Consider the following 24051-nt stretch of genomic DNA (forward strand, 5'->3'; position numbering starts at 1 on the left):
GGGCGGATAATATCATATAGGCAACTCCGGCAGGGCCGGCCTAGTCGCTCCAGAAACGGTCGAACAGGGGCTTGACGCTGATGCCGTGCACCGCGATGGACAGCATGATGACCACCAGCGTGATGTCGATTAGCTCCCGCGCCAGTGCCTGGGGCAGGCCGTGGTTGATCGCGTACATCAGGTAGTACACGGAGCCGATGCCGCGCACGCCGAACCAGGCGCTGATGCCGCGCACCCGGCCGCGTACGGTGGAGCGCACCAGGCCCAGGTAGACGCTCAGCGGCCGCGCCACCGCAAACAGGAACAGCGCCGTGCTCCAGGCGCGCCAATCCCATGCCTGCGCCGTGACGGCGCCGCCCAGCAGCAGCACCAGCGTCAGTTCCGACAGCCGCTCCAGGTGCTCCTTGAAGATCAGCGATTCGCCGCTGACGGTGAGCGGCGCTTCGGCCGGCGTTTCCGCCGCTGCCGCTGCGGGACCGGCAGCGGTAGCGGTGGGTGCCGGCGCATGGGACGCGCCGGGCCGTGCTTCGCCCTGGCTGGCGGCCGCCGCCGCGCCCGTTGCTGCCAGCGTGGCGGCGCCCGGTGCTTGCTGCGTGGCCGCGCCTGCCGCCGCCTGGCCCGCGCAGGGCTCCTTGAGCAAGCCATGGCGGTCCTTGCCGGCGCCCGCCAGCACCAGCTCGCGCTGGCGCAGCGCCACGCCGGCGAAGAACACCGCCAGGAAGCCCCAGGCGTGCAGCCACAGGCAGGCGCCGTACACCACCGCAATCAGCCCCAGGCCCACCAGGTCGTCCAGCACGTCGTGCCTGGGATCGGTGTTGCGCAGCGCCCAGCCCAGCTGCGCCAGCGCCGCGCCGCCCGCGATGCCGATCAACACCGCGCCCATCGTGCCCCACAGGACATCCATTGCCAGCCACCGCCAGCCGAAGTCGCCCAGCTCGTGCAGGCCCAGCAAGCCCAGCCCCAGCATCACGAAGGGGAAGGCGCTGCCGTCGTTCATGCCGGCTTCGCTGGTCAGGGCGAAGCGCAGCTGGTCGCGGTCGCCGGCGTGGCGCACCTGCACATCGGTGGCCAGCACCGGGTCGGTCGGCGCCAGGATGGCGCCCAGCAGCACGGCCGCGCCGAGCGGCAGGCCCAGCACCAGCGTGCCGAAGGCCGCCATCAGCCCTACCGAAATACTCATCGACAGCCACGCCAGGCGCAACGACGGCGCCCAGCGCGCCAGCGAGAACGGCACCGGCATTTTCACGCCGGCCGAAAAGAGGGAAATCAGCACCGCCAGTTCGGTCATCACTTCCAGCACGCCGGCCTCGGCATAGGGATCGACCGCGAACACGCCGAAGAAGGCCGGCCCCAGCGCCAGCCCCACGCCCAGATAGACGATAGCCGAGGTGACGGGCAGGCGCGCCAGCGTGGTGGCGGCCAGTCCGCGCGCCAGCATCAGGCAGCCGATCAGGATGAACCAGAGAGTGGTACTCATGCTGGAACAATATACGCTGTGCTTTGCTGCAATGGCGCGGCATTGCTGCGGGACGGGCGGCGGGCGAAGGGGGGCGGACCGGCCTTGCGCCAAGTTGGTGCGTGCGGTCCGAATTGGTGCGCTCCGTCCAGCCAGCGGCGAGGTAAAAGCACGCAAGTGCTGGCATGCTACTTGCGTAATGCATGTCCAGTACATAACGAGACCAGAAATCCGCCGCATGCCCGACACCGCCGCCAGCGCAGACCCGCTGTATAGCGCTACCAGCGCGATGAGCGCCTCCAGCACCGCCCCGGTCGCCCCACCGGCCGGGGCGGACGCTGCGCATCCGCCGTGGCAGGCCAGCCTGTCGCTGCGGTTCGCCGACGACCAGGGCACCACGCGCCTGGTGGAGCGCCGCCACAGCGGCCCGCTGCGCGTGCAGAAGCCGCTGTACCCGGAAGGCGGCGCGGTCTGCCATGCCATCATCGTCCATCCTCCCGGCGGCGTGGTCGGCGGCGACAAGCTCGAACTGAGCGCCACGGTGGGCGAGGGCGCGCACGCCTTCCTGACCACCCCCGGCGCGGCCAAGTGGTACAAGGCCAACGGCAAGGTGTCGCGCCAGACGGTGCGCCTGCACGCGGGCGCCGGCGCCGCCATCGAGTGGCTGCCGCAGGAAACCATTTTCTTTGACGACGCCCGCGTGGAACTGGCGCAGGACATCACGCTGGAGGCGGGGGCCAGCTACATCGGCTGCGAAATCCTGTGCATGGGCCGGCGCGCGTCGGGCGAAACCTTCCGCAGCGGCCGCGTGGCGCAGCGCACCCGCATCCGCCAGGGCGCGCGGCTGCTGTGGTGGGAGCAGGGTGCGCTCACGCCGCACGGCATCGCCAGCCCGCTGGGCATGGACGGGCATAGCGTGTGCGCCACCTTGCTGGCGGTGGGCGCCCCGCTGCCGGCCAGCGTGCTGGCCGCCATCCGCCGCGACGGCGCCGCCGCGACCGGCAGCGGCTCCGCCATGCCCGGCGCCGCCTCCAGCGCAGCCGTATTCGGCGCCACCCAAATGAAAGGCCTGCTGGCCGTGCGCTACCTCGGCGACGACAGCGAGGCCGCCCGTGAAATCATGCTGGCAGCCTGGCGCACCCTGCGGCCGGCACTGCTCGGCCGCGCCCCCTTCGACCCGCGCAGCTGGCGCACCTAGGACAAGAATATGGACCTGACCCCACGCGAAAAAGACAAGCTGCTGATCTTCACTGCCGCCCTGCTGGCCGAGCGCCGCCGCGCGCGCGGCCTGAAACTGAACTATCCGGAAGCGGTGGCGCTGATCAGCGCCGCCATCATGGAAGGCGCGCGCGACGGCCGCAGCGTGGCCGAACTCATGTCCGACGGCGCGCAGATCCTCACGCGCGCCGACGTCATGGAGGGCGTGCCCGAGATGATCCCCGACATCCAGGTCGAAGCGACATTCCCCGACGGCTCCAAGCTCGTCACCGTACACCACCCCATACCTTAAGGAGCACATCATGATCCCTGGTGAATTCATGCTCGAAGAAGGAGAGATCGGCCTCAACCAGGGCCGTGAAACCGTCACCGTCGTCGTCGCCAACCGGGGCGACCGCCCGATCCAGGTCGGCTCGCACTTCCACTTTTTCGAGGTCAACCCCGCGCTGGGGTTCGAGCGCTGGAAAGCCTACGGCATGCGCCTGAACATCGCCGCCGGCACCGCCGTGCGCTTCGAGCCGGGCCAGACCCGCACCATCGAACTGGTGAAGCTGGCCGGCGACCGCGTGGTGCACGGCTTTAACGGCGCCGTCAACGGCAAGCTGGCCGACACTCCGCCGAAAGCGTAAAACATGGCCACCATCCCGCGCGCCGCCTATGCCGAAATGTACGGCCCCACCACCGGGGACCGCATCCGCCTGGCGGACACCGAACTGTTCATCGAGATCGAGCACGACTACGCCATCTACGGCGAGGAAGTGAAATTCGGCGGCGGCAAAGTGATCCGCGACGGCATGGGCCAGTCGCAGCGCCCGCACGCCGAGGTGATGGACACCGTCATCACCAATGCGGTGATCCTGGACCACTGGGGCATCGTCAAGGCCGACATCGGCCTGAAGAACGGCCTGATCGCCGCCATCGGCAAGGCCGGCAATCCCGATATCCAGTCCGGCGTGACCATGGCGATTGGCGCGGCCACCGAGATCATCGCCGGCGAAGGGCTGATCGTCACCGCCGGCGGCATCGACTCGCACATCCACTTCATCTGCCCGCAGCAGATCGAGGAAGCCTTGATGAGCGGCGTGACCACCATGCTGGGCGGCGGCACCGGCCCGGCCGTGGGCACCGCCGCCACCACCTGCACGCCCGGTCCCTGGCATTTGCACGCCATGCTGAGCGCGGCCGACGCTTTCCCCATGAACCTGGGCTTTCTCGGCAAGGGCAATGTCAGCCAGCCCGTACCGCTGGAGGAGCAGATCCGGGCCGGCGCCATCGGCCTGAAGCTGCACGAGGACTGGGGCACCACTCCGGCCGCCATCGACAACTGCCTGTCCGTGGCCGACCGGCTCGACGTGCAGGTGGCCATCCACAGCGACACGCTGAACGAGGGCGGCTTCCTGGAGCACACGCTGGCCGCCTTCAAGGACCGCACCATCCACACCTTCCACACCGAAGGCGCGGGCGGCGGGCATGCGCCGGACATCATCGCGGCGGTGGGGCAGGGCAATGTGCTGCCCTCGTCGACCAATCCGACCCGGCCCTACACGGTCAACACGCTCGACGAGCACCTCGACATGCTGATGGTGTGCCATCACCTCGACCCGGCCATCGCCGAGGACGTGGCCTTTGCCGAATCGCGCATCCGGCGCGAGACCATCGCCGCCGAGGACATCCTGCACGACATCGGCGCCATTTCCATGATGTCGTCGGACTCGCAGGCCATGGGCCGGGTGGGAGAGGTCATCATGCGCACCTGGCAGACCGCACACAAGATGAAGGTACAGCGCGGATCGCTGGCCGAGGACAGCGCGCGGCACGACAATTTCCGCGCCCGGCGCTACATCGCCAAGTACACCATCAACCCCGCCATCACGCACGGCATTTCGCACGTGGTCGGTTCGCTGGAAGTGGGCAAGATCGCCGACATCGTGCTGTGGAAGCCGGCCTTCTTCGGCGTCAAGCCGTCCATGATACTGAAGGGCGGCATGATCGCCGCCGCGCAGATGGGCGACCCGAACGCGTCGATTCCCACGCCGCAGCCGGTGCACTACCGCATGATGTTCGGCGCCTACGGCGGCGGGCTGCGCAAGTCCTTCACCTTTGTGTCGCAGGCCGCGTTCGACGCCGATATCGGCGGCCAGCTGCGGCTGCAGAAGCAGACCATCGCCGTGAAAAACATGCGCACCCTGCGCAAGCGCGACATGATCCACAACGGCGCCACGCCGCACATGGAAGTCGATCCCGAAACCTATGAAGTGCGCGCCGACGGCCAGTTGCTGGTCTGCGAAGCGGCCGCCGTGCTGCCGATGGCGCAGCGCTATTTCCTGTTCTGACGAGGCCTGCATGTTTACCCTCCATACCAAACTGCCCGCCAGCGCCGGCCCCGGCGCGGTGCAACCGTCCGCGCGCCTGGTGCTGCCTTACGAGCTGCGCGAAAAATGCCGCCTGCGCGCGGTGCTCAGCAACGGCGAAGAAGTGGGCGTATTCACCGTGCGCGGCACGGTGCTGCGCGACGGCGACCTGCTGGTGGGCGAAGACCGCAGCAAGGTGGTGCAGGTGGTGGCCGCGCGCGAACCGACCTACAAGGTCACCTGCGCCGACCCCCACACCTTGCTGCGCTGCGCTTTCCACCTTGGCAACCGCCACACGCAGGCGCAGGTGGGCGACGGCTTCCTGCGCATCCGCGCGGACGCGGTGCTGAAAGAGATGCTGGCCGGGCTGGGCGCCACCGTGGTGGCCGAAGACGCCGCATTCGAACCGGAATCGGGTGCCTACGGCGGCGGCCATGGCCACAGCCACGACAGCCACGCCCACGGCGGCCATCCCTTGGCCCCCATTCCGCTGCGCCAAAAAATACACCGTCCCGGGGACAGTGCGGCATGAGCACGCGTCGCGTCGCCGCGGCAGGGCGGGATACGCCGCGCCGGCTAACCCGCCCTGCGGACCTGCGCTGCCTGCGCGTAGCCCGCCAAACCGGTGCCGCTCCATGATGCACGCGTCGGCCTTGCTGCACCTGCTGCAGTTCGCCAGCCCGGCCTTGCCGATCGGCGCCTACAGCTATTCGCAAGGACTGGAAGCGGCGCTCGAGTGCGGCGCCGTGCACAACGCGGACACGGCCCGCGCGTGGATCGCGCGCCAGCTGCACGAGGTGATGGCGCAATGGGAAGCGCCGGTCTGCTGGCGCCTGATGCAGGCATTCCGGCGCCGCGATGCGCAGGCCGTGGCGCAGTGGAGCGAGCGCTTCCTGGCCTCGCGCGACAGCGCCGAATTCCGCGCCGAGACGCTGCAAATGGGCTATTCGCTGGCCCGCCTGACGGCCGAACTGGGCATCGCCGACGCCGCCGTCACCGCCATGCTGCCGCCGGAAACCGAGCTGGCGCTGCCGGTCGCCTACGCCTGCGCGGTGGCCGCGCTCGACATCCCGCACCAGGAAGCCTTGCTGGCCATGCTGTTCGCTTGGACCGAGAACCAGGTGCTGGTGTGCGTCAAGTCGGTCCCGCTCGGGCAGGTGGCGGGGCAGCGCATGCTGCTGTCGCTGCGCCCCGATCTGGAGGCGGCTGCGCTGCATGCGCAGCAGCTGGCCGACGAAGACCTGAGCAACTGGGCGCCCGGCCTGTCGCTGCTGTCGATGCGGCACGAGGTGCAGTACAGCCGTTTATACCGATCTTAAAGAAGGAAAATGACATGAACCCATCCAACCCGCTGCGCGTCGGCATCGGCGGCCCGGTCGGCTCCGGCAAGACCGCGCTGTGCGAAATGCTGTGCAAAGGCATGCGCGATCACTACGACATGGCAGTCATCACCAACGACATCTACACCAAGGAGGACATGGAGATCCTGCTGCGCGCGGACGCCTTGCCGGCCGAGCGCCTGATGGGCGTGGAGACCGGCGGCTGTCCGCACACCGCCATCCGCGAGGATGCCTCCATCAACCTGGAAGCGATCGCCCGCATGCAGGCCGACTTCCCGGACCTGGACCTGATCCTGGTCGAATCGGGCGGCGACAACCTGGCCGCCACCTTCAGCCCCGAGCTGTCCGACCTCACCATCTACGTGATCGACGTGGCTGGCGGCGAGAAGATACCGCGCAAGGGCGGGCCCGGCATCACGCGCTCGGACCTGCTCATCATTAACAAGACCGATCTGGCGCCGCACGTCGGCGCCGACCTGGCCGTCATGGCGCGCGACGCCAAACAGCAGCGCGGCGCAAGGCCGTTCCTGTTTACCAATCTGCGCAGCGGCGAAGGGGTGGCCGCCGTGATCGACTTTATCCGCGAACAAGGCCTGCTGGAACAGGCGCACAAGGAGCAAGCATGAAAGCAAGCCTGAACATGAGCGTCAAGCTGACCCCGCGTAACGCCATACTGGTGCTGTTGACGGCAGGGGCGTGCCTGCCGGCGCTGGCCCATCCGGACGCCGCCGGCATCGCGCACGCCCATGCCGGCGCCGCCGAGCCGCTGCTGGCTGCCGCCCAGGCCAGCTGGATGGACGCCTTCCAGGCTGGTCTCCTGCATCCTTTCACCGGCTTCGACCACCTGCTGGCCATGCTGTCGGTCGGCATCTGGAGCGCGCGCCAGCCGCAGGGCAAGGCGCTGCCGCTGGTGTTCCTGGGGGCGATGCTGCTGGGGGCGCTGAGCGGCGTGGCGGGCGCCACTATCCCGGGACTGGAAGCGGGCATCGCCGCCACCGTGGTGCTGGCCGGGGTGCTGATCGCCATGGCCGCGCGCCTGCCACTGTGGGCCAGCGCCGCGCTGATCGCCGCCTTTGCGGTATTGCACGGCAACGCGCATGGCCACGAGCTGCCGCTGGCGGGCAGCGCCTTTGGCTTCCTGGCCGCGAGCGGCGTGCTGATGCTGGGTGGGCGCTGGTTCGGCCGGGCGGCCGGGCTGGACATGGTGCGCATCACCGGCGCTGGCATTGCCGCCACCGGCATGCTGCTGCTAGCCGCCTAGTTCGGCTTGCGGTCCGACAGCACGATGGGCGCCGCGTTCTCCGGATGCAGGCCCTGGTGGCCTGCGTACACCGCGCGGATGGCGGCCATGTCGGCGTCCTGGTCGCCGCTCAGGAACAAATGGTCCCGGATGCCCAGGGTCTTGTTCGGGTAATCGATGTACACCAGGCACAGCGGCACTTTAGCCGCCAGCGCCAGGTGGTAAAAGCCGCTTTTCCAGCTGGCGCGGTAGCCGCGCGTGGCTTCGGGCGTAATGCCCAGCCAGTACCAGTCGGCGGCGTGCATGCGCTCGGCCTGGCGCTGTATCATGCCGGTCTTGGCGCTGCGGTCGACCGGTTCGCCGCCCATGGCGCGGAACCATGTTCCCAGCAGCGGGATCTTGAACAGCGTGTCCTTGGCCAGCCAGCGGAACGGCAGATTCAGCGCCCATTTGGTAAAGATGCCGACCATGAAGTCCCAGTTCGAGGTGTGCGGATACACCACGCAAATGCCGCGCGGACCGGGCAGCGGCCGGTACAGCACGCGCCAGCCGAACAGCGTCAACACGCGCAGCGCGACACGCTGGCCCAGCTTGGGCAGGTCTGCCGGTTTCAGTTGATCATTGTTCATATTGGTCTGCTTGCCTGTCGGAAAAAGTGCGCCGACATTCTATCCGGGTGGAAAGGCCGCGGCAAGCGCGGCGCGCCGCCGCACGGCTGCTCAACAGGAAAACAACGCTCAGCAGATTGAGCTCTGGTACAGTATGCATTGCTGTTTTGTCACTATTGCCAAGCAGGCCAGCACGGAGACTACGCAATGACAACAAAAATACTGCTTTGCCTTACCCTGGGGACGTCCGCCCCGTCCGCCTGGTCCGCTGCTTCGCCGCGCGAGCTGGAGGCCTTGCTGCCGGGATGGGAATTGTGCCAGGCCGCCAATCTGCGCGACGCCAGCCGCCGGCTGCGCGGCCGCCGCTTCAGTGTAGGCCTGTTGCTGCTGGATTTCGAGCCGGACGGGGCCGACCCCGGCCCGTTGCTGGCCGGCATGGACGCCTTCCTGCGCGAACACCACCAGCCGTACTGGATCGCCGTGTGCCACCGCGCGCTGCTGCAGCGCGAGCCGTGCCGCCAGCTGGTGCGCGAACACTGCAGCGATTTCCACACCTGGCCGCTGGATGGCGCCCGCCTGCAGCACACGCTGGGTCACGCGCTCGGCCTGGCTGCGCTGCGGGCCGCACCTTTGCCGGCGCCCGAGCCGGCGCAAGGCGGCCAGGCGCTTGCCGGCGCGGCGGCGGGCGCCTGGTCCGGGCCGTCCGGGCGCAGCCGGCTGATCGGCCACGCCCCCGCCATGCGGCGCCTGCAGGGCCAGATTGCGCGCGTGGCCCCGGCCGATGCGGCCGTGCTGATCTGGGGCGAGAGCGGTACCGGCAAGGAACTGGTGGCGCATGCCATACACGCCCGCTCCGGTGCGGCGGCCGGGCCCTTCGTGGCGGTCAATTGCGCCGCCATTGCACCCAGCCTGGCGCAGTCCGAGCTGTTCGGCTATGTGCGCGGCGCCTTTACCGGCGCGGCGCAAGACCGGCGCGGGCTGCTGGAATCGGCCGACGGCGGCACCATTTTCCTGGACGAGATAGGCGACCTGCCGCTGGAGCTGCAAGCCAATCTGTTGCGCTTCCTGCAAGAAAAGTGCGTGCTGCGCGTGGGCGGCACGCGCAGCGTGCCGGTCAATGCGCGCGTGGTCGCCGCCTCGCACGTTGACCTCGAGGCGGCGGTGGCGCGCGGCGCCTTCCGCCAGGATTTGTACTACCGCCTCAATGTGCTGGCGCTGCGCGTGCCGGCGCTGCGCGACCGCAAAGACGACCTGCCGCTGCTGGCTGAACATTTCTTCGAACAGTACGCCGCCGAGCGCGCGCCACGCATCCGGGGTTACAGCGCGGCCGCCCTGGCGGCCATGCGGCGCTACGACTGGCCCGGCAATGTGCGCGAGCTGATCAACCGCATCCGGCGCGCGCTGATCATGGCAGAAGGCAAGCTGATCCAGCCAGCCGATCTTGGCCTGGACGGCGAGGCCGCGCCGGAGGGCTGCGAGCCGCTGGGAGGGGTGCGCGTGCGTGCCGAGCGGCAAGCCATCGAACTTGGCCTCGGCCTGGGCAAAAGCATGACCCAGGTGGCCGGGGAACTGGGGGTGTCGCGCATGACCTTGTACCGCCTGATGGCCAAGCACGGCATCAGCCACCCGGCGCGCGTGCGCGGCAAATAGCCCGGCCTCCCTCATAGCGTCGCGTCCGCCACAAGCGTGTTACACGCGGGACGCGGGCGCTGCCCAGCCAGATCAGCTTTCTTTGCCTGAAATCTGCGGCTGAGCATGTCACGAAGCTGTGACGGGTCCGCCGCCATAGCTTCCCCTTTCCTCCGGTGTTCCAGAAATTAGTCTGCGTTATCAAGCACTTGGCGCGCCGCGCCGGGCTGGCATCGCGCTTGCAAATCAGCCTCTGACCGGGGCCAGTTCCCGGCGCTCTTTAACGTTGAACTTTTAACCTGGTGAGGCATGGAAATGAAGATAACATTGCTGGCAACAACCATCGCGATGCTCTGCTGCTCAAGCGCATATGCTCAAAGCGACCCTGAAACCAACGCCGACGCCATGGCGCGCGCCCTGTCCGACGCCAAGGCGGCGGCGGACCGCGGCGCCACCGCGACGTCGAATCTGAGCAACGCCTTCAATCGGTCGTCCGCCACGGCGATCAGCCGCCTGAACGGCTCGGTCAGCGGCAACGCGGTCCACCACATTGGCAACACCGCCGGCAACTGGGGCGGCAGCAATGGCGGCAGCGCGCAAGGCGGCTACGGCGGCAATGCGACGGGCGGCTCGAACAGCGGGGCGAACGGCGGCAATGGCGCCACCGCGTTCGGCGGCGCAGGCGGCAGCGGCGCCTCGGCCTTCGGCGGCGCCGGCGGCAACGGCGGTACCGGCGGTACCGCGCAAAATGGCAGCGCCAGTTCCGGCGCGGCCGCCGGCGGCGAAGCCATGGGGGCCAACGGCGGCAACGGCGGCAACGCCAGCAACGCCAACAGCGGCCGGGCCGGTGACGGCGGCATGGGCGGCTACGGCGGCAACGGCGGCGCGGCGGGCGCCAGCAACGGCGGCTATGGCGGCAATGGCGGCGCCGGCGGGCTGGCCTCGGGCGGCGCGGGCGGCGCCACCGGTAACGCCAACGGCGGTGCCGGCGGCAATTCGGGCAGCGCCGGTGGCGCGAACGGCGGCTATGGCGGCGGCACCGGCGCGGCAAGCGGCGGCAACGGCGGCGGCAGCGGCGCGGCAGGCTACGGCGGCGCCGGCGGGGCCAGCGGCTCGGCCTCCAGCGGCAACGCGTCGGCCCAGCAGACCGCCTACGGCGGCAACGGGCAGGGCGGCGCCGCAGCCAGCACGGCCTCGGCCTCGTCCACCGGCCTGCCGGGCGGCGGCGGCATGCCGGGCGTCGGCGGCGGCCAGAGTGCCGACGCCACGTCCGGTGCCGGAACCGGCGGCTCGCCCAGCGCCGGCACCAATGGCGCCACGTCGGGTGCGCCCACCTCGGGCGCGGGCGGCGCGGGCGCGGCCGGCGGCGCGTCCGGTGACGGCGGAGCCGGTGCTGCGGCCAGCAACGCCGGCGGCGCGGCCGGCGACGGCGGCACCAACACCAGCGGCGGCGGCGGCGCGGGCGCCTCCGCCAGCAACACCGGCGGGGCCGGCGCGGCTGCCACCGGCGGCAATGGCGGCGGCGGCGCTGCCGGCGGCAACGGCGCCAGCACCGGCGGTGCGGGCGGAGCCGGGGCGGCAGGCGGGGCCGGCGGCACCAGCGGCACGGCCAGCAATACGGGCGGCGCCGGGGCAGCTGGCGGCGGCGCCACCGGCGGTGCAGGCAGCAGCGGTGCGGCCACCAACGGCAACGCCTCGGCCGGTGACGGCGGCAGCGGTGGCGCCGGCGGCGGCGGCAATACCGGCGGCGCGGGCGCGGCGGGCGGCGCAGCCAATGGCGGCGCGGGCGGCCAGGGCGGCACGCAGACGGCGGGCAACGCCGCCGGCGGTGCGGGCGAGGGCGGCAGCGGCGGGCAGGGCGGCAGCAACACCGTCAACGCCGGCACCTTCAACATGTCCAACACCATGAGCAGCGTGGGCCAGTCGGCTGCCGGCATCATGACCGTGAGCCAGAACAACGGCTTCTCGTCGCTGATCCAGCAGAGCGTCAACGTGCAGGCCAACCTGGCCGTCGGCAGGTAGCGATGGGCAGCGCTGTCAAGCTGGCGGGGGCCTCCACCCTCGCGCTGGCGCTGGCGGCGCCCGTCCTGTCCCAGGCGGGGCAGGACGGTGCGCCGCAGCTTCGGCCGGCGCCGGCCGCCGAGCAAGCGGCCGGCGTCGCGGGCACCGTTCCGCTCGCGCCGCGCGAGGCCGGTGCGGCCGGCGCCGTGGCCGCAGCGCCGTTGGGTGCGCCAGCCGGCGCTCCTGCCGGCGCCCCTGCCGGCGCCCCTGCCGGCGCCCCATTCGGCACGCCGCTCGACGACCGCCTGCTGGCGGTGCTGCGAGGCGGCAGCGACACGCCGTGGAGCGACATCAAGCTGAACGGCGCGGTCAGCGGCAATAGCGCGGTTTCGGTCGCCACGGGCGCCAATCTCATCACGGAAGGCGCGTTCAGCAGTGCGTCCGGCCTGCCCATGGTGATCCAGAACTCGGGCGCCAATGTGCTGATCCAGAACGCCACCATTGTGAACGTGCAGTTCAAATGAGGACGCTGCGCACAGCCCGGCGCATCAGGGCGTGGCTGGCGCCGGCGGCGGCTGCGCTGCTGGCGCTGTGCCTGCCGGCGCCGTCTTCACTGGCCGCTGACCTGGCCGGGGCCGACGGCGCCAGCTATGCGTTGCGTATTTCCAGCCTGAAAGAAGTACGCTTCCGTTCCACCGTGCGCCAGCAGTTCGACTACAGCTGCGGTTCGGCGGCGGTGGCGACACTGCTGACCTACCATTTCGACCACCCCGTCTCCGAGCAGGCGGCGTTCCAGCAGATGTATCTGCACGGCGACCAGCAGCGCATCCAGCGCGACGGCTTCTCGCTGCTGGACATCAAACGCTACCTGGCCAGCCTTGGCTACGCGGCGGACGGCTTCGAGCTGCCGCTGGAGAAGCTGGCCGAGGCCGGTTTGCCCGCCATCGTGCTGGTGGCGGAGCGGGGCTACCACCATTTCGTCGTCGTCAAGGGCGTGGCCGGCGGCCGCGTGCTGCTGGGCGATCCGGCCGGCGGCACGCGGGCGCTGCCGCGCCGCCAGTTCGACGCCATCTGGCAGGGCGGCCTGCTGTTCGTGGTGCACGGCAGTCCGGGCACGCCGCGCTTCAACGCAGCCGCCGACTGGCGGGCCGCGCCGCAGGCGGTGCTGGCCGGCGGCATCGAGCGCGACAGCCTGCTGCGCCAGACCCTGCCCAAGTTGGGCGACGGCAATTTTTAAGGAGTGCGCGATGACCCATCTGCGCTGCATCGCCGCCTTGTGCGGCTGCGTTTTTTCCGCCGGGGCGGCGGGGCTGCCGCCCGGCTGGACGCCGGTGCCGGACCAGACGCTGGAGGAGCGGCGCGGCGGTTTCGACACCGGCAGCGGCTTGCTGGTTTCGCTGGGCGTCGAGCGGCTGGTGGCCATCAACGGCGGCACGGTCGCCAGCAGCCAGTTCCATATCGCCGACCTGGCGCGCATCACACCCGGCGAAGCCTTGCAGGCGCAGGCCGCCATCCAGCCCCTGCTGGTCCAGAACGGCATGGGCAATGCCGCCCCCGCCGGCGTCCCGGCGTTGTTTATTCAGAACACCGTCAACGATCAACTGATACAGAGCCAGACAACGATCAATGCAGCCGTTTCCAGCTTATCTATGCTGACCAGTACCAATTTTGAAAGCAGCATGCGCGTTGCGCTGTCGAGTGCGCTCGCGCCCAGATAAGGAGGAGTGCATGCGCCTTGCAAATGTATTGCGCGCCGGCTCGGCCGGCGTGTCGATGATGGTCTGTATTACGCTGGCCCACGGCCAGACCGCCGCGCCCGGCACCGCCGAGCTGGCGCTGGAAATCGAGGCGCTGAAACGGCAACTGGCCGAGCAGCGCGCCCTGCTGCAGCAGTTGCGCCAGCAGATTGCGGGGCAGGCGGGGCAGCCGCCAGCGCAGCAAATGGCGCAGCAGCCGACGCAGCAAGCGGCGCAGCTGCCGATGCAGCAGCCGATGCAGCAAGCGGCGCAGCCGGCGCCAGGCCCGCAGCCCGCTCCCAGGCCGCCGGTGGCGCAACAGCCTGCGGTCCCGCAACCCGCAGCGCGCCAGCGTGACGGCGCGCCGCCGGCGGTCGGCCAGGCGCCGCAGCGCGACGGCCGTCCGCCGGAGGTGGCGCCGCTGTTCGAAGCCCCCGGCGTGCTCACGCCCAAGGGCGGCTACGTGCTGGAACCGTCCTACCAGTTCGGCTATTCGTCCAGCAACCGGGTGGTGCTGGTCGGCTACACCATTATTCCCGCTTTGCTGATCGGCCTGGTCGACGTGCGCGAAGTCAAGCGCAACACCATGACCGCCGCGCTGACCGGCCGCTACGGATTGACTCCGCGCACCGAGCTGGAACTGCGCATTCCCTACGTCTACCGTTCCGATTCCACCGTAAGCCGCGAAATTTTCACCGGCACGGCGGTGGAAAACGTGTTTGCCACCAGCGGCCGGGGCCGCGGCGATGTGGAACTGGCCGTGCGCCACCAGCTCAACGCCGGCGGTCCCGACCAGGCCTACTATGTGGCCGGCCTGCGCCTGAAAAGCCGCACCGGGCGCGACCCGTTCGAAGTAGTCACGGACTGCGTGCAGCGCTGCGTCGGCCCCAACGCCACCGGCACCGGCCTGCCGCTCGACCTGCCCACCGGCTCCGGCTTTTACGGCCTGCAACCCAGTATCACCTGGCTGTACCCGTCCGACCCTGCCGTGCTGTTCGGCAGCGTCAGCTACCTGCACAATGTGCAGCGCAGCGGCGTGCGCCGCCTGGTGCGCAACGGTGAATTCGAGGACCTAGGCAGGCTGAAACCCGGCGGCGTGATCGGCTTCAACTTCGGCATGGGACTGGCGCTGAACGAGAAGACCACCCTCAGCCTTGGCTACAGCCACGACTCCATCGGCCGTACCAAGCAGAACGGTGTGCCGGTGCCGGGTGCGGTGCGCACCCAGCTTGGCACCTTGCTGATGGGCTTTTCCTATCGGCTCAGCGATAAGCGCGCGCTCAACGTCTCGGTGGGCGCCGGCCTCACGCGGGACACGCCCGATGTGACCCTGTCGGTGCGCTACCCGGTCAGTTTCTGAGCGCCGTTGTTGCTGTTGCACACGTATCGTATTTTTACGATATGATGTGCAATTCAACAACATTCATCGAAAGAGCCACCATGAATTCTCGTCGCATTCCCGCCGCCGTGGCCGTCGCCATTGCCGCCATCCTGGGCCAGGCGCCCGCGTTCGCCGCCGCGCCGCTGGCCAAGAGCCAGGCCCCCGGCTACTACCGCATGATGCTGGGCGACTTCGAAGTGACCGCGCTGAACGACGGCACGGTGGACCTGCCGGTCGACAAGCTGCTGCACGACAAGCCGGCCAAGACCAACCAGGCGCTCAGCAAGTCCTTCCTGAAAGCACCGCTGGAAACCTCGGTGAACGGCTACCTGGTCAACACCGGCAGCAAGCTGGTGCTGATCGACACTGGCGCGGCCGGCCTGTTCGGCCCCACCCTGGGCAAGCTGCTGGCCAACCTGAAAGCGTCCGGCTACCAGCCGGAGCAGGTCGATGAAATCTATATCACCCATTTGCATCCGGACCATGTGGGCGGTGCGGCGGCCGCCGGCAAGGCGGCTTTCCCGAACGCGGTGCTGCGCGCGGACAAGCACGACACCGATTTCTGGCTGAGCAAAGTGAACCTGGAGAAAGCGCCGGCCGACAAGAAGGGTTTCTTCCAGGGCGCGATGGCGTCGGTGTCGCCTTACAGCGACGCGGGCAAGCTGAACCCGTTTGAAGGCAATACCGAGCTGGTGCCGGGCATCAAGGCCGTGACCCGCTACGGCCACACGCCGGGCCACACCACCTATGTGGTGGAAAGCCAGGGTCAGAAGCTGGTGCTGCTGGGCGACCTGCTGCACGTGCAGGCCGTGCAGTTTGACGATCCATCGGTGACCATCGACTTTGACAGCGACAGCAAAGCCGCGCTGGCCCAGCGCAAGCTGGTGTTCGCGGAGGCGGCCAAGCAAGGCTACCTGGTCGCGGCGTCCCACCTGCAATTCCCGGGCATCGGCCACATCCGCAGCCAGGGCAAGGGTTACCAGTTCGTGCCGGTGAACTACACTATTCCGCGCTGAGGCGGAACCGGCTGGGCTGGCAGCCGGATTTAAACCAGCTGGAACCAGCCCAGCGCCGCGCCGCCCGCCAGCAGCCACAGCAAATGAAGGCGGGTGCGCCAGATCACCAGGCCGGCAGCGGCCGACAAGGCCCACAGCGGCCAGTGCGCTGCGGTGTCGGCGTTGGCGGTGGCCAGGATGATGCCGGTGGAAACCAGCAGGCCGACCACCACCGGCGCCATGCCCTGCTTGAACGCGCGCACGCCGCGCCGTTCGCGGTTGCGGTGCAGCCACTGCGCCGCCAGATACGTCAGCGTCGTGCTTGGCAGCATGATGCCGGTCATGGTCACCAGCACACCCAGCACGGCGGCTACCCAGCTGCCCGCGTTCAGTCCCACATTCCAGCCCATCAGCGCCACGAACAGCACGTTCGGGCCCGGCGCCGCCTGCGCAATGGCAATGGCGTCGTTGAACTGCGCCGGCGTCAGCCACTGGTGCTGCTCGACGAGGTAGCGATGCATTTCCGCCGTGGTGGAGATGGCGCCGCCGATCGACATCAGCGACAGCAGCAGGTAGTGGCCGAACAGGCTGATCCAGTCGCCCAGGCTCAACACGATGTGGATGGGGGGAGTCATGCCTTGATCCTGCGGTAGGTGAGGGCGCAGCACAGGCCGCCAAGGCCCAGCAGCACATAGGCGAGCGGCACGCGCAGGAAGGCCACCAGGGCCACGCCCAGCACGGCCGCCGGCAGGCTCCAGGCCAGCGGCAAGGGGTGCTTGCGCAGCGCTGTCGCAAGCTTGAGGCCGGTTGCCCCTATCATGCCCGCCGACACCGCCGCCATGCCGCGCAGGGCGCCTTGGACTCCCGGGTGATCGGCGTAGTGCGCGTGCAGCACGGCCAGCATCAGCACCACGAGCAAGGGCACCGCCAGCATGCCGGCCAGCGCCGCCATGGCGCCGCGCAAGCCGAAATAGCGCGCGCCGATTACCAGCGACAGGTTGACCACATTGGGGCCAGGCATGATCTGTGCGACCGCCCATTCCTCCAGGAACTCCTCTTGCGTCAGCCAGCGCTTGCGTTCCACCATCTCGCGCTGGACCACGGCCAGCACGCCGCCGAAGCCTTGCAAGGCCAGCAAGGTGAAGGAAATGAAGAGGTCGCTTAGCGACTTGGGCCGGGGCCGCTGCGCATCCGTTTCAGGAGGGAATTCATTGCTGGATATCATCCTGCCATTATCCTTGACTTTGGGATTTATTGTTCGATACTCCTTTCACCGGGCTTTACCGGCCCGCCCGACCTGTGAAGGATGATGATGGATGCAATGACACTTCCTGCCCAGTCCGAGAGGCTGGCGCCACCTCAACAGCGTTCGGATGAGCGCTGCAGCGAGATCGTGAACAAGGGCATTGCGGTGCAGAACTGCTTTAGCACCTTGTGCGCGATCGAGTATCTCAAGTCCAACAATGTCCGGCCGGACGTCATCGAGCGCGTGCTGCTGCATCCCGATCTGCGCCGAAAATTCCCCCATTAAGTCTTAATTCCCGCAATTTCCGCCCGCTGCCGCAGCAATGCCCCGGCGGGCCGACTTATGCACAAAAATTGGTAATAAGAAAATGCGCAAAAATATTTTGCGGACCCTTTGCTTCTTGAGCTAAGTGATTGATTTTTAAGGGTATAAAATCTGCCTTTTGAATGGGCAGTTTGTTGAAAAGCCCATAGATACGGGCTGTCTGGGCTGTCAAGTGGCCCTTATCCACAAAGATATCCACATTCGCTGTGGATATCGGAAAAAGCGCTTCAGAATCCGCCACTTAGCGCAACGGCGAAGAACGATGGGGGTGTGTACGGGGCAAGATGCGGGGAGTTCCCAGCGAGATAACTACTGTACGAGCATACAGTGATTTGTCGAGGCGGCTTACCGGCGCTCCTCGCCGGCGTCGTCCGCAACCGCGCTCAGCACCAGTTTACGGCCCAGCAGCGCCTCTTCAGGGGCACCCAGCAGCGCGGCCGCCAGGCCGTTCAGTCCCAGGATGCGGCGCTGCTCGTCCAGCACGAAGCGCACACTGTTGTCGAGCTGGGCCTGGAGTTCCGCCAGGTGGCGGTCCGCCTCCACCAGGTTGGCGTAGCCGCGCAGCGAGGAGATCACCGTGGTGAACAGCTTGCGGGTGGTGAGGTCGCTTTTGCACCAGAAATCGTTGATGTCGTAGTCCAGGATGATGCTGTGTTCCAGCGCCTGGCCGGGCTGGCCGGTGCGCAGCACGATGCGCACCAGCTTGTTGTGCAACTCGTCGCGGATCTGGCGCGCCACCTTCAGGCCCGCCTCGCTGGTTTCCATGATTACGTCCAACAACACCAGCGCCACGTCCGGTGTGGTGCGCAGGATGTGCAGCGCCTCGTCGCCGCTATAGGCGTGCAGGAAGCTCAGGCGGCGCCCCTGGAAGCAGGCGTTGCTGAGAGAAAATTTGGTGACCACATGGACATCCACGTCGTCATCGACGATCAGGACGCGCCAGGGCGCGAGGACGGGCGCGGGGCCGGACTGGTCCGCATTGGCAGGCATATCTTCTTCTATCATCCAGTCGGCGCTGGTATCTTCTTTCACGTCCATGCACAATCCCGTGGGCTAGTAAAACTGTGAGTGCATCTGCTTCCGTCAACACTATTCCTCGCCTGCATTTTTGTCAAAGGATTCTATCGGGCACTTCCCGGCAGGTGAAAAATATTTTTTCAACTGGCAAAAAACCAGTCCATGATGCGTCCAGATGCCTTTCCAAGTCGTTGATTTTATTGAGTTTAAAAACTGCCTGCCAAACTGGCATTTTATTGAAACCCGCACCTGTGCTGGCTTTGCGGGCTGTCAAGTGGCACTTTTCCACATCGTTATCCACAGTTGATGTGGATAAGCTGAAAAAGCGCTTTAAAAACGGCTCTTTACAGCCGCTTCTTCAAGTTCTCCAATTCCGCCATAAAACGGTCACAGGCCAACGCCGGCGGCCACGGCTCCCAGGGGGCGCCGCCGTAAATGGCGTGCAGCGGATCGGTTTCCAGCACGCCGGCGCGTATCTTCAGCGTCCGCCGCACCTCCTCGGGCGACCAGCCCACCACATGCACCGCCTCGCTGGCGGCCGCCAGGCGGTCGGCCTTTTTGTGGATGCGGTGCTCGGCCGGCGTCCAGCCCGGTACCCCGTAGCGCAGGAACACCGCGCGCTCGAGACGCTGGCTCAGCGCCCGAAAACTGTCGCCCAGGAACGGTTTCAATACCGAGATGCAGTCGAAGCCCAGCAAACCCTCCTCGGCGTCGTGCAGCAGTTCGCGCAGCTCCAGCACCGGGTTCATCGGCTTGCTAGCCCAGCCGCGCCGCAGCTGCAGCACCGACAGCGAATGCTGGGCAACCGACAAGGGTAGCGGCCACGCCGAGTGCCCACCCCAGCGGTAAGTGCGCGCCAGGCCCAGGGCGAGGTCGCCATCGTCCCAGTCGAAGGGAGTGGGATCGAGCAGGTCCAGTCTCTTTCCGGAAGGCATGCGGACCCAGGCGCGGGTCTGGTCGCGGGTGTGGTGATTAACGCGGCTCATCCCGCATTGTAATCCGGCCACGCCCATTATGGAAATTGGTATGCTTTAGAGCAATACTGTGCATTTTTGCAATACACTGGCGGCTGTCCTTACCTACTCTGGAGACACCATGGCGGCACGTCCTTCCTACCTCTATCCCGGCGGCTCGGTGATGATGCATTCCCCGCTGCAGCTGAAACAGTCCGATATGTACGGCTTTTTCGTCAAGGGCGACCTGGCCAGGCTGCAGCGCACGCTGGACGCCGGCCTGAACGCGGTGGCCAACGGCCGCATGCGCTTCCAGGCGCTGTCGCCTTACGTGATGCTGACCTTTACCCGCGTCAACCATGCCGACTCGGCGGTGGCGGCGGACCAGGCCAAGGGCTGGATCTCGGAGGTGGACATCGTCACCTGGATCATGACGGGCGCGATGGATGCGCAAGGCAAGCTGGACCATATCTACTGGTATCCTTGCCACATCTTCGTCGATGACGCCATGGCGCTGATCAATGGCCGCGAGCTGTTCGGCTATCCCAAGTACTTGTGCGAGTACGAGATCCCGGAGGCGGGCGCGGCGCCGCTGCGCTGCTCGGTGGCGGCCAAGGGCTTCCATCCGTTCTCGCCCGACACGCGGATCGCCATGCACCCCTTGCTGGAAGTGAACGCCACCGAAAAGACCGGGCTCGACAAGCCGATCGGCAGCGTCGCCGACCTGCTCGAGGAAGCCATCACCCTGTTCCTGTCGCTGCCGGACTTCTTCAATATGGACCAGGACGGCTGGGACGACGTGCTGTCGCTGCTGCGCAACCCGCGCATCGACCAGCTTTTCCTCAAGCAGTTTCCCGACAGCGCCGGCATCAAGGCCGTGTACCAGGCCATCGTGGCCGCGCCGGCGGAGATAGACACGCTGCACAGCGCGCGCCTGCTCGGCTACGAATACGAATGCGTGCTGCATGCCTTCGACAGCTTCCCGCTGCACGAAACGCTGGGCCTGCAGCTGGGGCAGCAGCCAGCGATCCTGCCGTTCAATGTGAAGTTCGACTTCACCGCCATGCCAGGCGAGGAGCTGGTGGACAACTCCAGCATCGCGCCGGAAAAGATCGCCGTGCTGGGCGGCGGCGTCGGCTCGATGACGGCAGCCTACTACCTGACCGACCAGCCCGGCTGGCAGAACCGCTACGACATCACGGTCTACCAGCAGGGCTGGCGCCTGGGCGGCAAGGGCGCCAGCGGGCGCAATCCCGCCATGGGCGAGCGCATCGAAGAGCACGGCCTGCACATCTGGTTCGGTTTTTACGCCAACGCCTTCCGGATGATCAAGGCCGCCTACGCCGACCCCGGCCGCACGCCCGGCCAGGCGCTGGCCACCTGGCAGGACGCGTTCAAGCAGCACGATTACGTGGCCCTGTCCGAGAAGGTCGGCCAGGAGTGGCGCAGCTGGTCCATCGTCTTCCCCACCTTGCCGGGCGAGCCGGGCGAGGGCGGTGGCGACGTCACGCTGTGGCAGATGGCGGTGGCCATGGTGGGCTGGATCGAACAATGGCTGCGCGACGTGCGCGCTGTGACTGCCGGGCTGGAGCACCAGCGGGAATTGCCGCGCGGCGACAGCCTGCCGGACTGGCTCCACAACATGGCCGACGCCGTGCGCGGCGAAGCGCTCGACCTGGCCGGCGACGTGGTGGTGTCGGCCGGCGCGCTGCTGGCGCTGGTGAGCAATTTGTCGCCGGATGCCAGCCTGCACGAGCGCGGCCAGCACCGGCTGCTGTCCAATTCGCTGGGCGGCATCCGCGCCTGGCTGCACGCGCGCTACCGGCAGTTAATCGACGGCAATGACGACCTGCGCCGCATTTTCATCTGCCTGGACCTCGGCATCACCGTGATGAAAGGCATGTTCGAGGACGACGTCTTCTCCGAAGGCTTCGACGTCATCAACCACATCGACTTCCGCGATTGGCTGCGCAAGCACGGCGGCGACGAGGAATACAGCGTCAACTCCGCCCCGGTGCGCGGCTTTTACGACCTGGTGTTCGCCTACGAAGGGGGCGATTTCGGCAAGCCCAACGTTGAAGCCGGCACCATCTTGCGCTCGATGGCGCGCATCGGCCTGGCCTACAAGGGCGGCATCATGTTCAAGATGCAGGCCGGCATGGGCGACACCATCTTCACGCCGCTGTACGAAGTGCTCAAGGCGCGCGGCGTCAAGTTCGAGTTCTTCCATAAGGTAGACGAGCTGGTGCCGGACGGCGAGACTGTCGGCAGCATCCGCATGACGCAGCAAGTCAAGCTGGCCGGCGCCGAATACGACCCGCTGGTGACGGTGAAAAATCTGGGCTGCTGGCCCTCCGCGCCCAACTACAAGCAGCTCGACCCCGAGCAGGCCGAGCTGCTGCAGGTCAAGGACATCAATCTCGAATCGCACTGGAGCGACTGGCCGGCGGTGTACAGGGAAGCGTTCGGCCAGGAGCTGCCGCAGCGCGTGCTCAAGCGTGGCGTCGATTTCGACAAGGTGGTGTTCGGCATCTCGGTCGGCTCGCTGCCCGTGGTATGCCCGCAACTGCTGGCGCGCAGTCCCAAGCTGCGCCTGGCTGCCGAAAAAGTGCAGACCGTCGCCACCCAGGCCTACCAGGTCTGGCTCGACAAAGACCTGGCGCAGATGGGCTGGACCCACCAGCCCGGCGGCCAGCAGCCCGTGCTGAGCGGCTTCACGGAGCCCTACGACACCTGGGCGCCGATGGACCAATTGCTGTGCCGGGAACAGTGGCCGGCCGGGCTGGAGCCGAAGAACGTCAGCTACTTCTGCAGTGCGCTGCCGGTATCGGACTATCCCCCGATCAGCGACCACGGTTTCCCGGCGCGCATGACGGAGGTGGCCAGGGCGGGCGCGCTGAACCAGGTCGGCAAGGATCTCTGCGCGCTATGGTCGGCTGCCGGCCCGTCGGGCGCCTTCCCGTGGCAATGGCTGATCGACCCGGCCGGCGGCAGCGGGCCGGCGCGCTTCGACAGCCAATACTGGCGCGCCAATGTCGACCCTTCCGAGCGCTACGTCATGTCGGTAGTGGGCAGCACCAAATACCGCCTCGCCACGGACGAATCGGGCTTTAGCAACCTCTACTTGACGGGCGACTGGATCAAGACCGGGCTCAACGCCGGCTGCGTCGAAGCAGCCGTCATGGCCGGCATGCAAACCTCGCGCGCCCTGACCGGCCACCCCGCCACCATCCACGGCGAGACCGACTTCTAAAACGTGCCGCCAAGACAAATGGGGTCAGGGTTAATTATTCCGGAAATATTTCTTGAATAATTAACCCTGACCCCATTTGTCGTTCCGGAAATATTGGAAAAATTTCCTGGCTAGTTAACCCTGAGCCTTTGTCGATTGGTCGCTTCAGAAATATTTCCCAAATAATTAACCCTGACCCCATTTGTCGGGGTGGCAACTAGGGGTGCAGGCGGCGTTGGAGGAGGGCGAGCACGGCGGCTTCTTCGGGGCTGAGGGCGTGCAGGTCGGCGCTGAATTCGCGTTCGGTGCTGGCGCGCAGCGCGGCCATGTCGCCGCCGTCGAGGTAGGCTTCGATGACGGCGGGGTGGACGTAGCATTTGCGGCAGATCGTGGGCGTGTTGCCGAGCTTTTGCGCCACCGCTTCGATCGCGCGCACGATGTTTTTCTTGGCCTGCGCCTCGCTGTCGAAGCGCTCGAACTCTTGCAGCGCGAGCGCCGCCAGCACCGTGCCGTACCAGGTGCGGAAGTCTTTGGCGGTGTAGTCCTCGCCGCTGATGCTGCGCAGGTAGTCGTTGACGTCGGCCGAGCCTATGCTGTGCGTGGCGCCGTCGTCGCCAACGTACTGGAACAGCTCCTGGCCGGGCAGCTCGCGCGTGCGCCCGATGATGCGCGCCAGGCGCCGGTCATTGACCGTGACGCGGTGCTCCACGCCGCTCTTGCCCCGGAAGTGGAATTCGACCGCGCTGCCGTCTATCCGCACGTGGCGGTTGCGCAGGGTGGTCAGGCCGAAGGATTTGTTTTCGCGCGCGTACTCTTCGTTCCCGACCCGCATCATCGTCACTTGCAGCAGGTGCACCACGGTGGCCAGCACTTTTTCACGCGGCAGGCCGGGCAGGCCGAGGGCGGCGTCCACCGCCGCGCGGATGCCGGGCAGGGCGCGGCCGAAGGCGAGCATGCGTTCGTATTTCACGTCGTCGCGCACGCTGCGCCAGCGCGCGTGGTAGCGGTATTGCTTGCGCCCGCGCGCGTCGCGCCCGGTGGCCTGCAGGTGGCCGTTGGCCTGCGCGCAGATCCAAACCTGTTCCCAGGCTGGCGGGATGGCCAGCGCCCGGATGCGGGACAGCGTGGCGGCGTCGCGCACCGGCTTGCCGCCGGCGTCCACATAGCGGAAGCCTGTGGCGCTGCGCCTGCGCGCAATGCCGGGCTGCTGGTCGCCCACGTAGCGCAGCCCGGCTGCCTTGGCCGCTGCGGGTGCGTCGGCCGGTGGCAGGGGACTGTTGGCGGAGGGCGTGTCGCGTTTCATCGCTGTCCTTGTGAATGGATG

Annotated in this window: 25 protein-coding genes; 17 read left to right on the forward strand and 8 right to left on the reverse strand. The window is 67.6% G+C overall.

What is annotated here, in order from left to right; genetic code table 11:
* Positions 1–40: 40 nt before the first annotated feature.
* Positions 41–1477: a sodium:proton antiporter gene (locus ASD15_RS33320; protein ID WP_057156912.1), complete on the reverse strand. Its 1437-nt coding sequence runs from the start codon at positions 1475–1477 to the stop codon at positions 41–43.
* A gap of 217 nt (positions 1478–1694) precedes the next feature.
* Between ASD15_RS33320 and ASD15_RS20620 the strand changes: the two genes are divergently transcribed.
* The 8 genes from ASD15_RS20620 to ASD15_RS20655 all read left to right on the forward strand — a co-directional run bounded on the left by ASD15_RS20620 (position 1695) and on the right by ASD15_RS20655 (position 7626).
* On the forward strand, positions 1695–2654 hold the full coding sequence (locus ASD15_RS20620; protein ID WP_082552006.1) for an urease accessory protein UreD: 960 nt from the start codon (positions 1695–1697) through the stop codon (positions 2652–2654).
* A 9-nt stretch (positions 2655–2663) separates the two neighbouring features.
* Positions 2664–2966 carry an urease subunit gamma gene (locus ASD15_RS20625; RefSeq protein WP_057156913.1) on the forward strand — a complete coding sequence of 101 codons (303 nt, stop codon included), beginning with the start codon at positions 2664–2666 and terminating at the stop codon, positions 2964–2966.
* A 10-nt stretch (positions 2967–2976) separates the two neighbouring features.
* Positions 2977–3303, forward strand: a complete 327-nt coding sequence (locus ASD15_RS20630; protein WP_057156914.1) for an urease subunit beta — start codon at positions 2977–2979, stop codon at positions 3301–3303.
* Positions 3304–3306: 3 nt separating this feature from the next.
* The gene (gene ureC, locus ASD15_RS20635) at positions 3307–5007 is read left to right on the forward strand and encodes an urease subunit alpha (protein ID WP_057156915.1); all 1701 of its coding nucleotides are present in this window, start codon (positions 3307–3309) and stop codon (positions 5005–5007) included.
* A 10-nt stretch (positions 5008–5017) separates the two neighbouring features.
* Positions 5018–5557, forward strand: coding sequence for an urease accessory protein UreE (gene ureE, locus ASD15_RS20640; RefSeq protein ID WP_057156916.1), 540 nt, complete (start codon positions 5018–5020; stop codon positions 5555–5557).
* Positions 5558–5663: 106 nt separating this feature from the next.
* On the forward strand, positions 5664–6344 hold the full coding sequence (locus tag ASD15_RS20645; RefSeq protein ID WP_057157308.1) for an urease accessory protein UreF: 681 nt from the start codon (positions 5664–5666) through the stop codon (positions 6342–6344).
* A gap of 14 nt (positions 6345–6358) precedes the next feature.
* The gene (ureG, locus tag ASD15_RS20650) at positions 6359–6991 is read left to right on the forward strand and encodes an urease accessory protein UreG (RefSeq protein WP_057156917.1); all 633 of its coding nucleotides are present in this window, start codon (positions 6359–6361) and stop codon (positions 6989–6991) included.
* Positions 6988–7626 carry a HupE/UreJ family protein gene (locus ASD15_RS20655; protein ID WP_082552007.1) on the forward strand — a complete coding sequence of 213 codons (639 nt, stop codon included), beginning with the start codon at positions 6988–6990 and terminating at the stop codon, positions 7624–7626. Before ureG ends, ASD15_RS20655 begins: the two co-directional genes overlap by 4 nt.
* Here ASD15_RS20655 and ASD15_RS20660 read toward each other — a convergent pair.
* Complete coding sequence (locus ASD15_RS20660; protein ID WP_057156918.1) at positions 7623–8234, reverse strand: 1-acyl-sn-glycerol-3-phosphate acyltransferase; 612 nt, start codon at positions 8232–8234, stop codon at positions 7623–7625. The two genes, ASD15_RS20655 and ASD15_RS20660, sit on opposite strands and share 4 nt — an antisense overlap.
* 186 nt (positions 8235–8420) lie before the next feature.
* On the opposite strand from ASD15_RS20660, the gene ASD15_RS20665 reads away from it, so the two are divergent.
* The 7 genes from ASD15_RS20665 (at position 8421) to ASD15_RS20695 (ending at position 15976) form a co-directional block, all read left to right on the forward strand.
* Positions 8421–9863 carry a sigma-54 dependent transcriptional regulator gene (locus ASD15_RS20665; protein ID WP_057156919.1) on the forward strand — a complete coding sequence of 481 codons (1443 nt, stop codon included), beginning with the start codon at positions 8421–8423 and terminating at the stop codon, positions 9861–9863.
* A 294-nt stretch (positions 9864–10157) separates the two neighbouring features.
* Positions 10158–11864, forward strand: coding sequence for a hypothetical protein (locus ASD15_RS33555; protein WP_057157310.1), 1707 nt, complete (start codon positions 10158–10160; stop codon positions 11862–11864).
* A gap of 2 nt (positions 11865–11866) precedes the next feature.
* Positions 11867–12367, forward strand: coding sequence for a hypothetical protein (locus tag ASD15_RS32940; RefSeq protein ID WP_057156920.1), 501 nt, complete (start codon positions 11867–11869; stop codon positions 12365–12367).
* Positions 12364–13080 carry a C39 family peptidase gene (locus ASD15_RS20680; RefSeq protein ID WP_057156921.1) on the forward strand — a complete coding sequence of 239 codons (717 nt, stop codon included), beginning with the start codon at positions 12364–12366 and terminating at the stop codon, positions 13078–13080. The genes ASD15_RS32940 and ASD15_RS20680 overlap by 4 nt, the downstream gene beginning before the upstream one ends.
* Before the next feature lie 10 nt (positions 13081–13090).
* Positions 13091–13561 (forward strand): hypothetical protein, encoded by a 471-nt coding sequence (locus ASD15_RS20685; RefSeq protein ID WP_057156922.1) that lies wholly within the window; start codon positions 13091–13093, stop codon positions 13559–13561.
* 10 nt (positions 13562–13571) lie between these two features.
* Positions 13572–14939 (forward strand): hypothetical protein, encoded by a 1368-nt coding sequence (locus ASD15_RS20690; RefSeq protein WP_057156923.1) that lies wholly within the window; start codon positions 13572–13574, stop codon positions 14937–14939.
* 80 nt (positions 14940–15019) lie between these two features.
* Positions 15020–15976 carry an MBL fold metallo-hydrolase gene (locus tag ASD15_RS20695; protein ID WP_057156924.1) on the forward strand — a complete coding sequence of 319 codons (957 nt, stop codon included), beginning with the start codon at positions 15020–15022 and terminating at the stop codon, positions 15974–15976.
* A 29-nt stretch (positions 15977–16005) separates the two neighbouring features.
* Here the strand turns inward: ASD15_RS20695 and ASD15_RS20700 are convergent, their stop codons facing one another.
* Together ASD15_RS20700 and ASD15_RS20705 are read right to left on the reverse strand one after the other, a co-directional pair.
* A complete protein-coding gene (locus tag ASD15_RS20700; RefSeq protein ID WP_057156925.1) occupies positions 16006–16590 on the reverse strand; it encodes a chromate transporter in 585 nt (194 codons plus the stop codon).
* Positions 16587–17180 carry a chromate transporter gene (locus ASD15_RS20705; protein ID WP_057156926.1) on the reverse strand — a complete coding sequence of 198 codons (594 nt, stop codon included), beginning with the start codon at positions 17178–17180 and terminating at the stop codon, positions 16587–16589. The genes ASD15_RS20700 and ASD15_RS20705 overlap by 4 nt, the downstream gene beginning before the upstream one ends.
* Before the next feature lie 96 nt (positions 17181–17276).
* Between ASD15_RS20705 and ASD15_RS20710 the strand changes: the two genes are divergently transcribed.
* Positions 17277–17486: a hypothetical protein gene (locus ASD15_RS20710; protein WP_057157311.1), complete on the forward strand. Its 210-nt coding sequence runs from the start codon at positions 17277–17279 to the stop codon at positions 17484–17486.
* A gap of 384 nt (positions 17487–17870) precedes the next feature.
* Here ASD15_RS20710 and ASD15_RS33560 read toward each other — a convergent pair whose 3' ends face one another.
* From ASD15_RS33560 to ASD15_RS20720, 3 genes are all read right to left on the reverse strand, one after another.
* Entirely contained in the window at positions 17871–18563 is a 693-nt protein-coding gene (locus ASD15_RS33560) for a PAS domain-containing protein (protein ID WP_082552008.1), read from the reverse strand.
* A 73-nt stretch (positions 18564–18636) separates the two neighbouring features.
* Positions 18637–18816 (reverse strand): hypothetical protein, encoded by a 180-nt coding sequence (locus ASD15_RS32480; protein ID WP_157201054.1) that lies wholly within the window; start codon positions 18814–18816, stop codon positions 18637–18639.
* Between the two features lie 70 nt (positions 18817–18886).
* On the reverse strand, positions 18887–19477 hold the full coding sequence (locus tag ASD15_RS20720) for a phosphohydrolase (protein WP_157201055.1): 591 nt from the start codon (positions 19475–19477) through the stop codon (positions 18887–18889).
* Positions 19478–19637: 160 nt separating this feature from the next.
* On the opposite strand from ASD15_RS20720, the gene ASD15_RS20725 reads away from it, so the two are divergent.
* On the forward strand, positions 19638–22748 hold the full coding sequence (locus ASD15_RS20725; RefSeq protein WP_057156928.1) for an NAD(P)-binding protein: 3111 nt from the start codon (positions 19638–19640) through the stop codon (positions 22746–22748).
* Between the two features lie 196 nt (positions 22749–22944).
* On the opposite strand, the gene ASD15_RS20730 is transcribed toward ASD15_RS20725, so the two are convergent.
* Complete coding sequence (locus tag ASD15_RS20730) at positions 22945–24030, reverse strand: DNA topoisomerase IB (RefSeq protein ID WP_057156929.1); 1086 nt, start codon at positions 24028–24030, stop codon at positions 22945–22947.
* Positions 24031–24051 lie beyond the last annotated feature (21 nt).

The organism is Massilia sp. Root351, assembly GCF_001425045.1.
Taxonomy (GTDB): Bacteria; Pseudomonadota; Gammaproteobacteria; order Burkholderiales; family Burkholderiaceae_D; genus Rugamonas.

Coding starts and splice junctions, on each gene's coding strand:
- ASD15_RS20705 (WP_057156926.1), bottom strand. CDS start 17,180: ATGATATCCAGCAATGAATTCCCTCCTGAAACGGATGCGCAGCGGCCC.
- ASD15_RS20710 (WP_057157311.1), top strand. CDS start 17,277: ATGACACTTCCTGCCCAGTCCGAGAGGCTGGCGCCACCTCAACAGCGT.
- ASD15_RS20695 (WP_057156924.1), top strand. CDS start 15,020: ATGAATTCTCGTCGCATTCCCGCCGCCGTGGCCGTCGCCATTGCCGCC.
- ASD15_RS33560 (WP_082552008.1), bottom strand. CDS start 18,563: ATGGACGTGAAAGAAGATACCAGCGCCGACTGGATGATAGAAGAAGAT.
- ureC (WP_057156915.1), top strand. CDS start 3,307: ATGGCCACCATCCCGCGCGCCGCCTATGCCGAAATGTACGGCCCCACC.
- ureE (WP_057156916.1), top strand. CDS start 5,018: ATGTTTACCCTCCATACCAAACTGCCCGCCAGCGCCGGCCCCGGCGCG.
- ASD15_RS32940 (WP_057156920.1), top strand. CDS start 11,867: ATGGGCAGCGCTGTCAAGCTGGCGGGGGCCTCCACCCTCGCGCTGGCG.
- ASD15_RS33555 (WP_057157310.1), top strand. CDS start 10,158: ATGAAGATAACATTGCTGGCAACAACCATCGCGATGCTCTGCTGCTCA.
- ASD15_RS20665 (WP_057156919.1), top strand. CDS start 8,421: ATGACAACAAAAATACTGCTTTGCCTTACCCTGGGGACGTCCGCCCCG.
- ASD15_RS20720 (WP_157201055.1), bottom strand. CDS start 19,477: ATGCCTTCCGGAAAGAGACTGGACCTGCTCGATCCCACTCCCTTCGAC.
- ASD15_RS20700 (WP_057156925.1), bottom strand. CDS start 16,590: ATGACTCCCCCCATCCACATCGTGTTGAGCCTGGGCGACTGGATCAGC.
- ASD15_RS20660 (WP_057156918.1), bottom strand. CDS start 8,234: ATGAACAATGATCAACTGAAACCGGCAGACCTGCCCAAGCTGGGCCAG.
- ASD15_RS20655 (WP_082552007.1), top strand. CDS start 6,988: ATGAAAGCAAGCCTGAACATGAGCGTCAAGCTGACCCCGCGTAACGCC.
- ASD15_RS20680 (WP_057156921.1), top strand. CDS start 12,364: ATGAGGACGCTGCGCACAGCCCGGCGCATCAGGGCGTGGCTGGCGCCG.
- ASD15_RS33320 (WP_057156912.1), bottom strand. CDS start 1,477: ATGAGTACCACTCTCTGGTTCATCCTGATCGGCTGCCTGATGCTGGCG.
- ureG (WP_057156917.1), top strand. CDS start 6,359: ATGAACCCATCCAACCCGCTGCGCGTCGGCATCGGCGGCCCGGTCGGC.
- ASD15_RS20630 (WP_057156914.1), top strand. CDS start 2,977: ATGATCCCTGGTGAATTCATGCTCGAAGAAGGAGAGATCGGCCTCAAC.
- ASD15_RS20685 (WP_057156922.1), top strand. CDS start 13,091: ATGACCCATCTGCGCTGCATCGCCGCCTTGTGCGGCTGCGTTTTTTCC.
- ASD15_RS20730 (WP_057156929.1), bottom strand. CDS start 24,030: ATGAAACGCGACACGCCCTCCGCCAACAGTCCCCTGCCACCGGCCGAC.
- ASD15_RS20645 (WP_057157308.1), top strand. CDS start 5,664: ATGCACGCGTCGGCCTTGCTGCACCTGCTGCAGTTCGCCAGCCCGGCC.
- ASD15_RS20625 (WP_057156913.1), top strand. CDS start 2,664: ATGGACCTGACCCCACGCGAAAAAGACAAGCTGCTGATCTTCACTGCC.
- ASD15_RS20690 (WP_057156923.1), top strand. CDS start 13,572: ATGCGCCTTGCAAATGTATTGCGCGCCGGCTCGGCCGGCGTGTCGATG.
- ASD15_RS20725 (WP_057156928.1), top strand. CDS start 19,638: ATGGCGGCACGTCCTTCCTACCTCTATCCCGGCGGCTCGGTGATGATG.
- ASD15_RS20620 (WP_082552006.1), top strand. CDS start 1,695: ATGCCCGACACCGCCGCCAGCGCAGACCCGCTGTATAGCGCTACCAGC.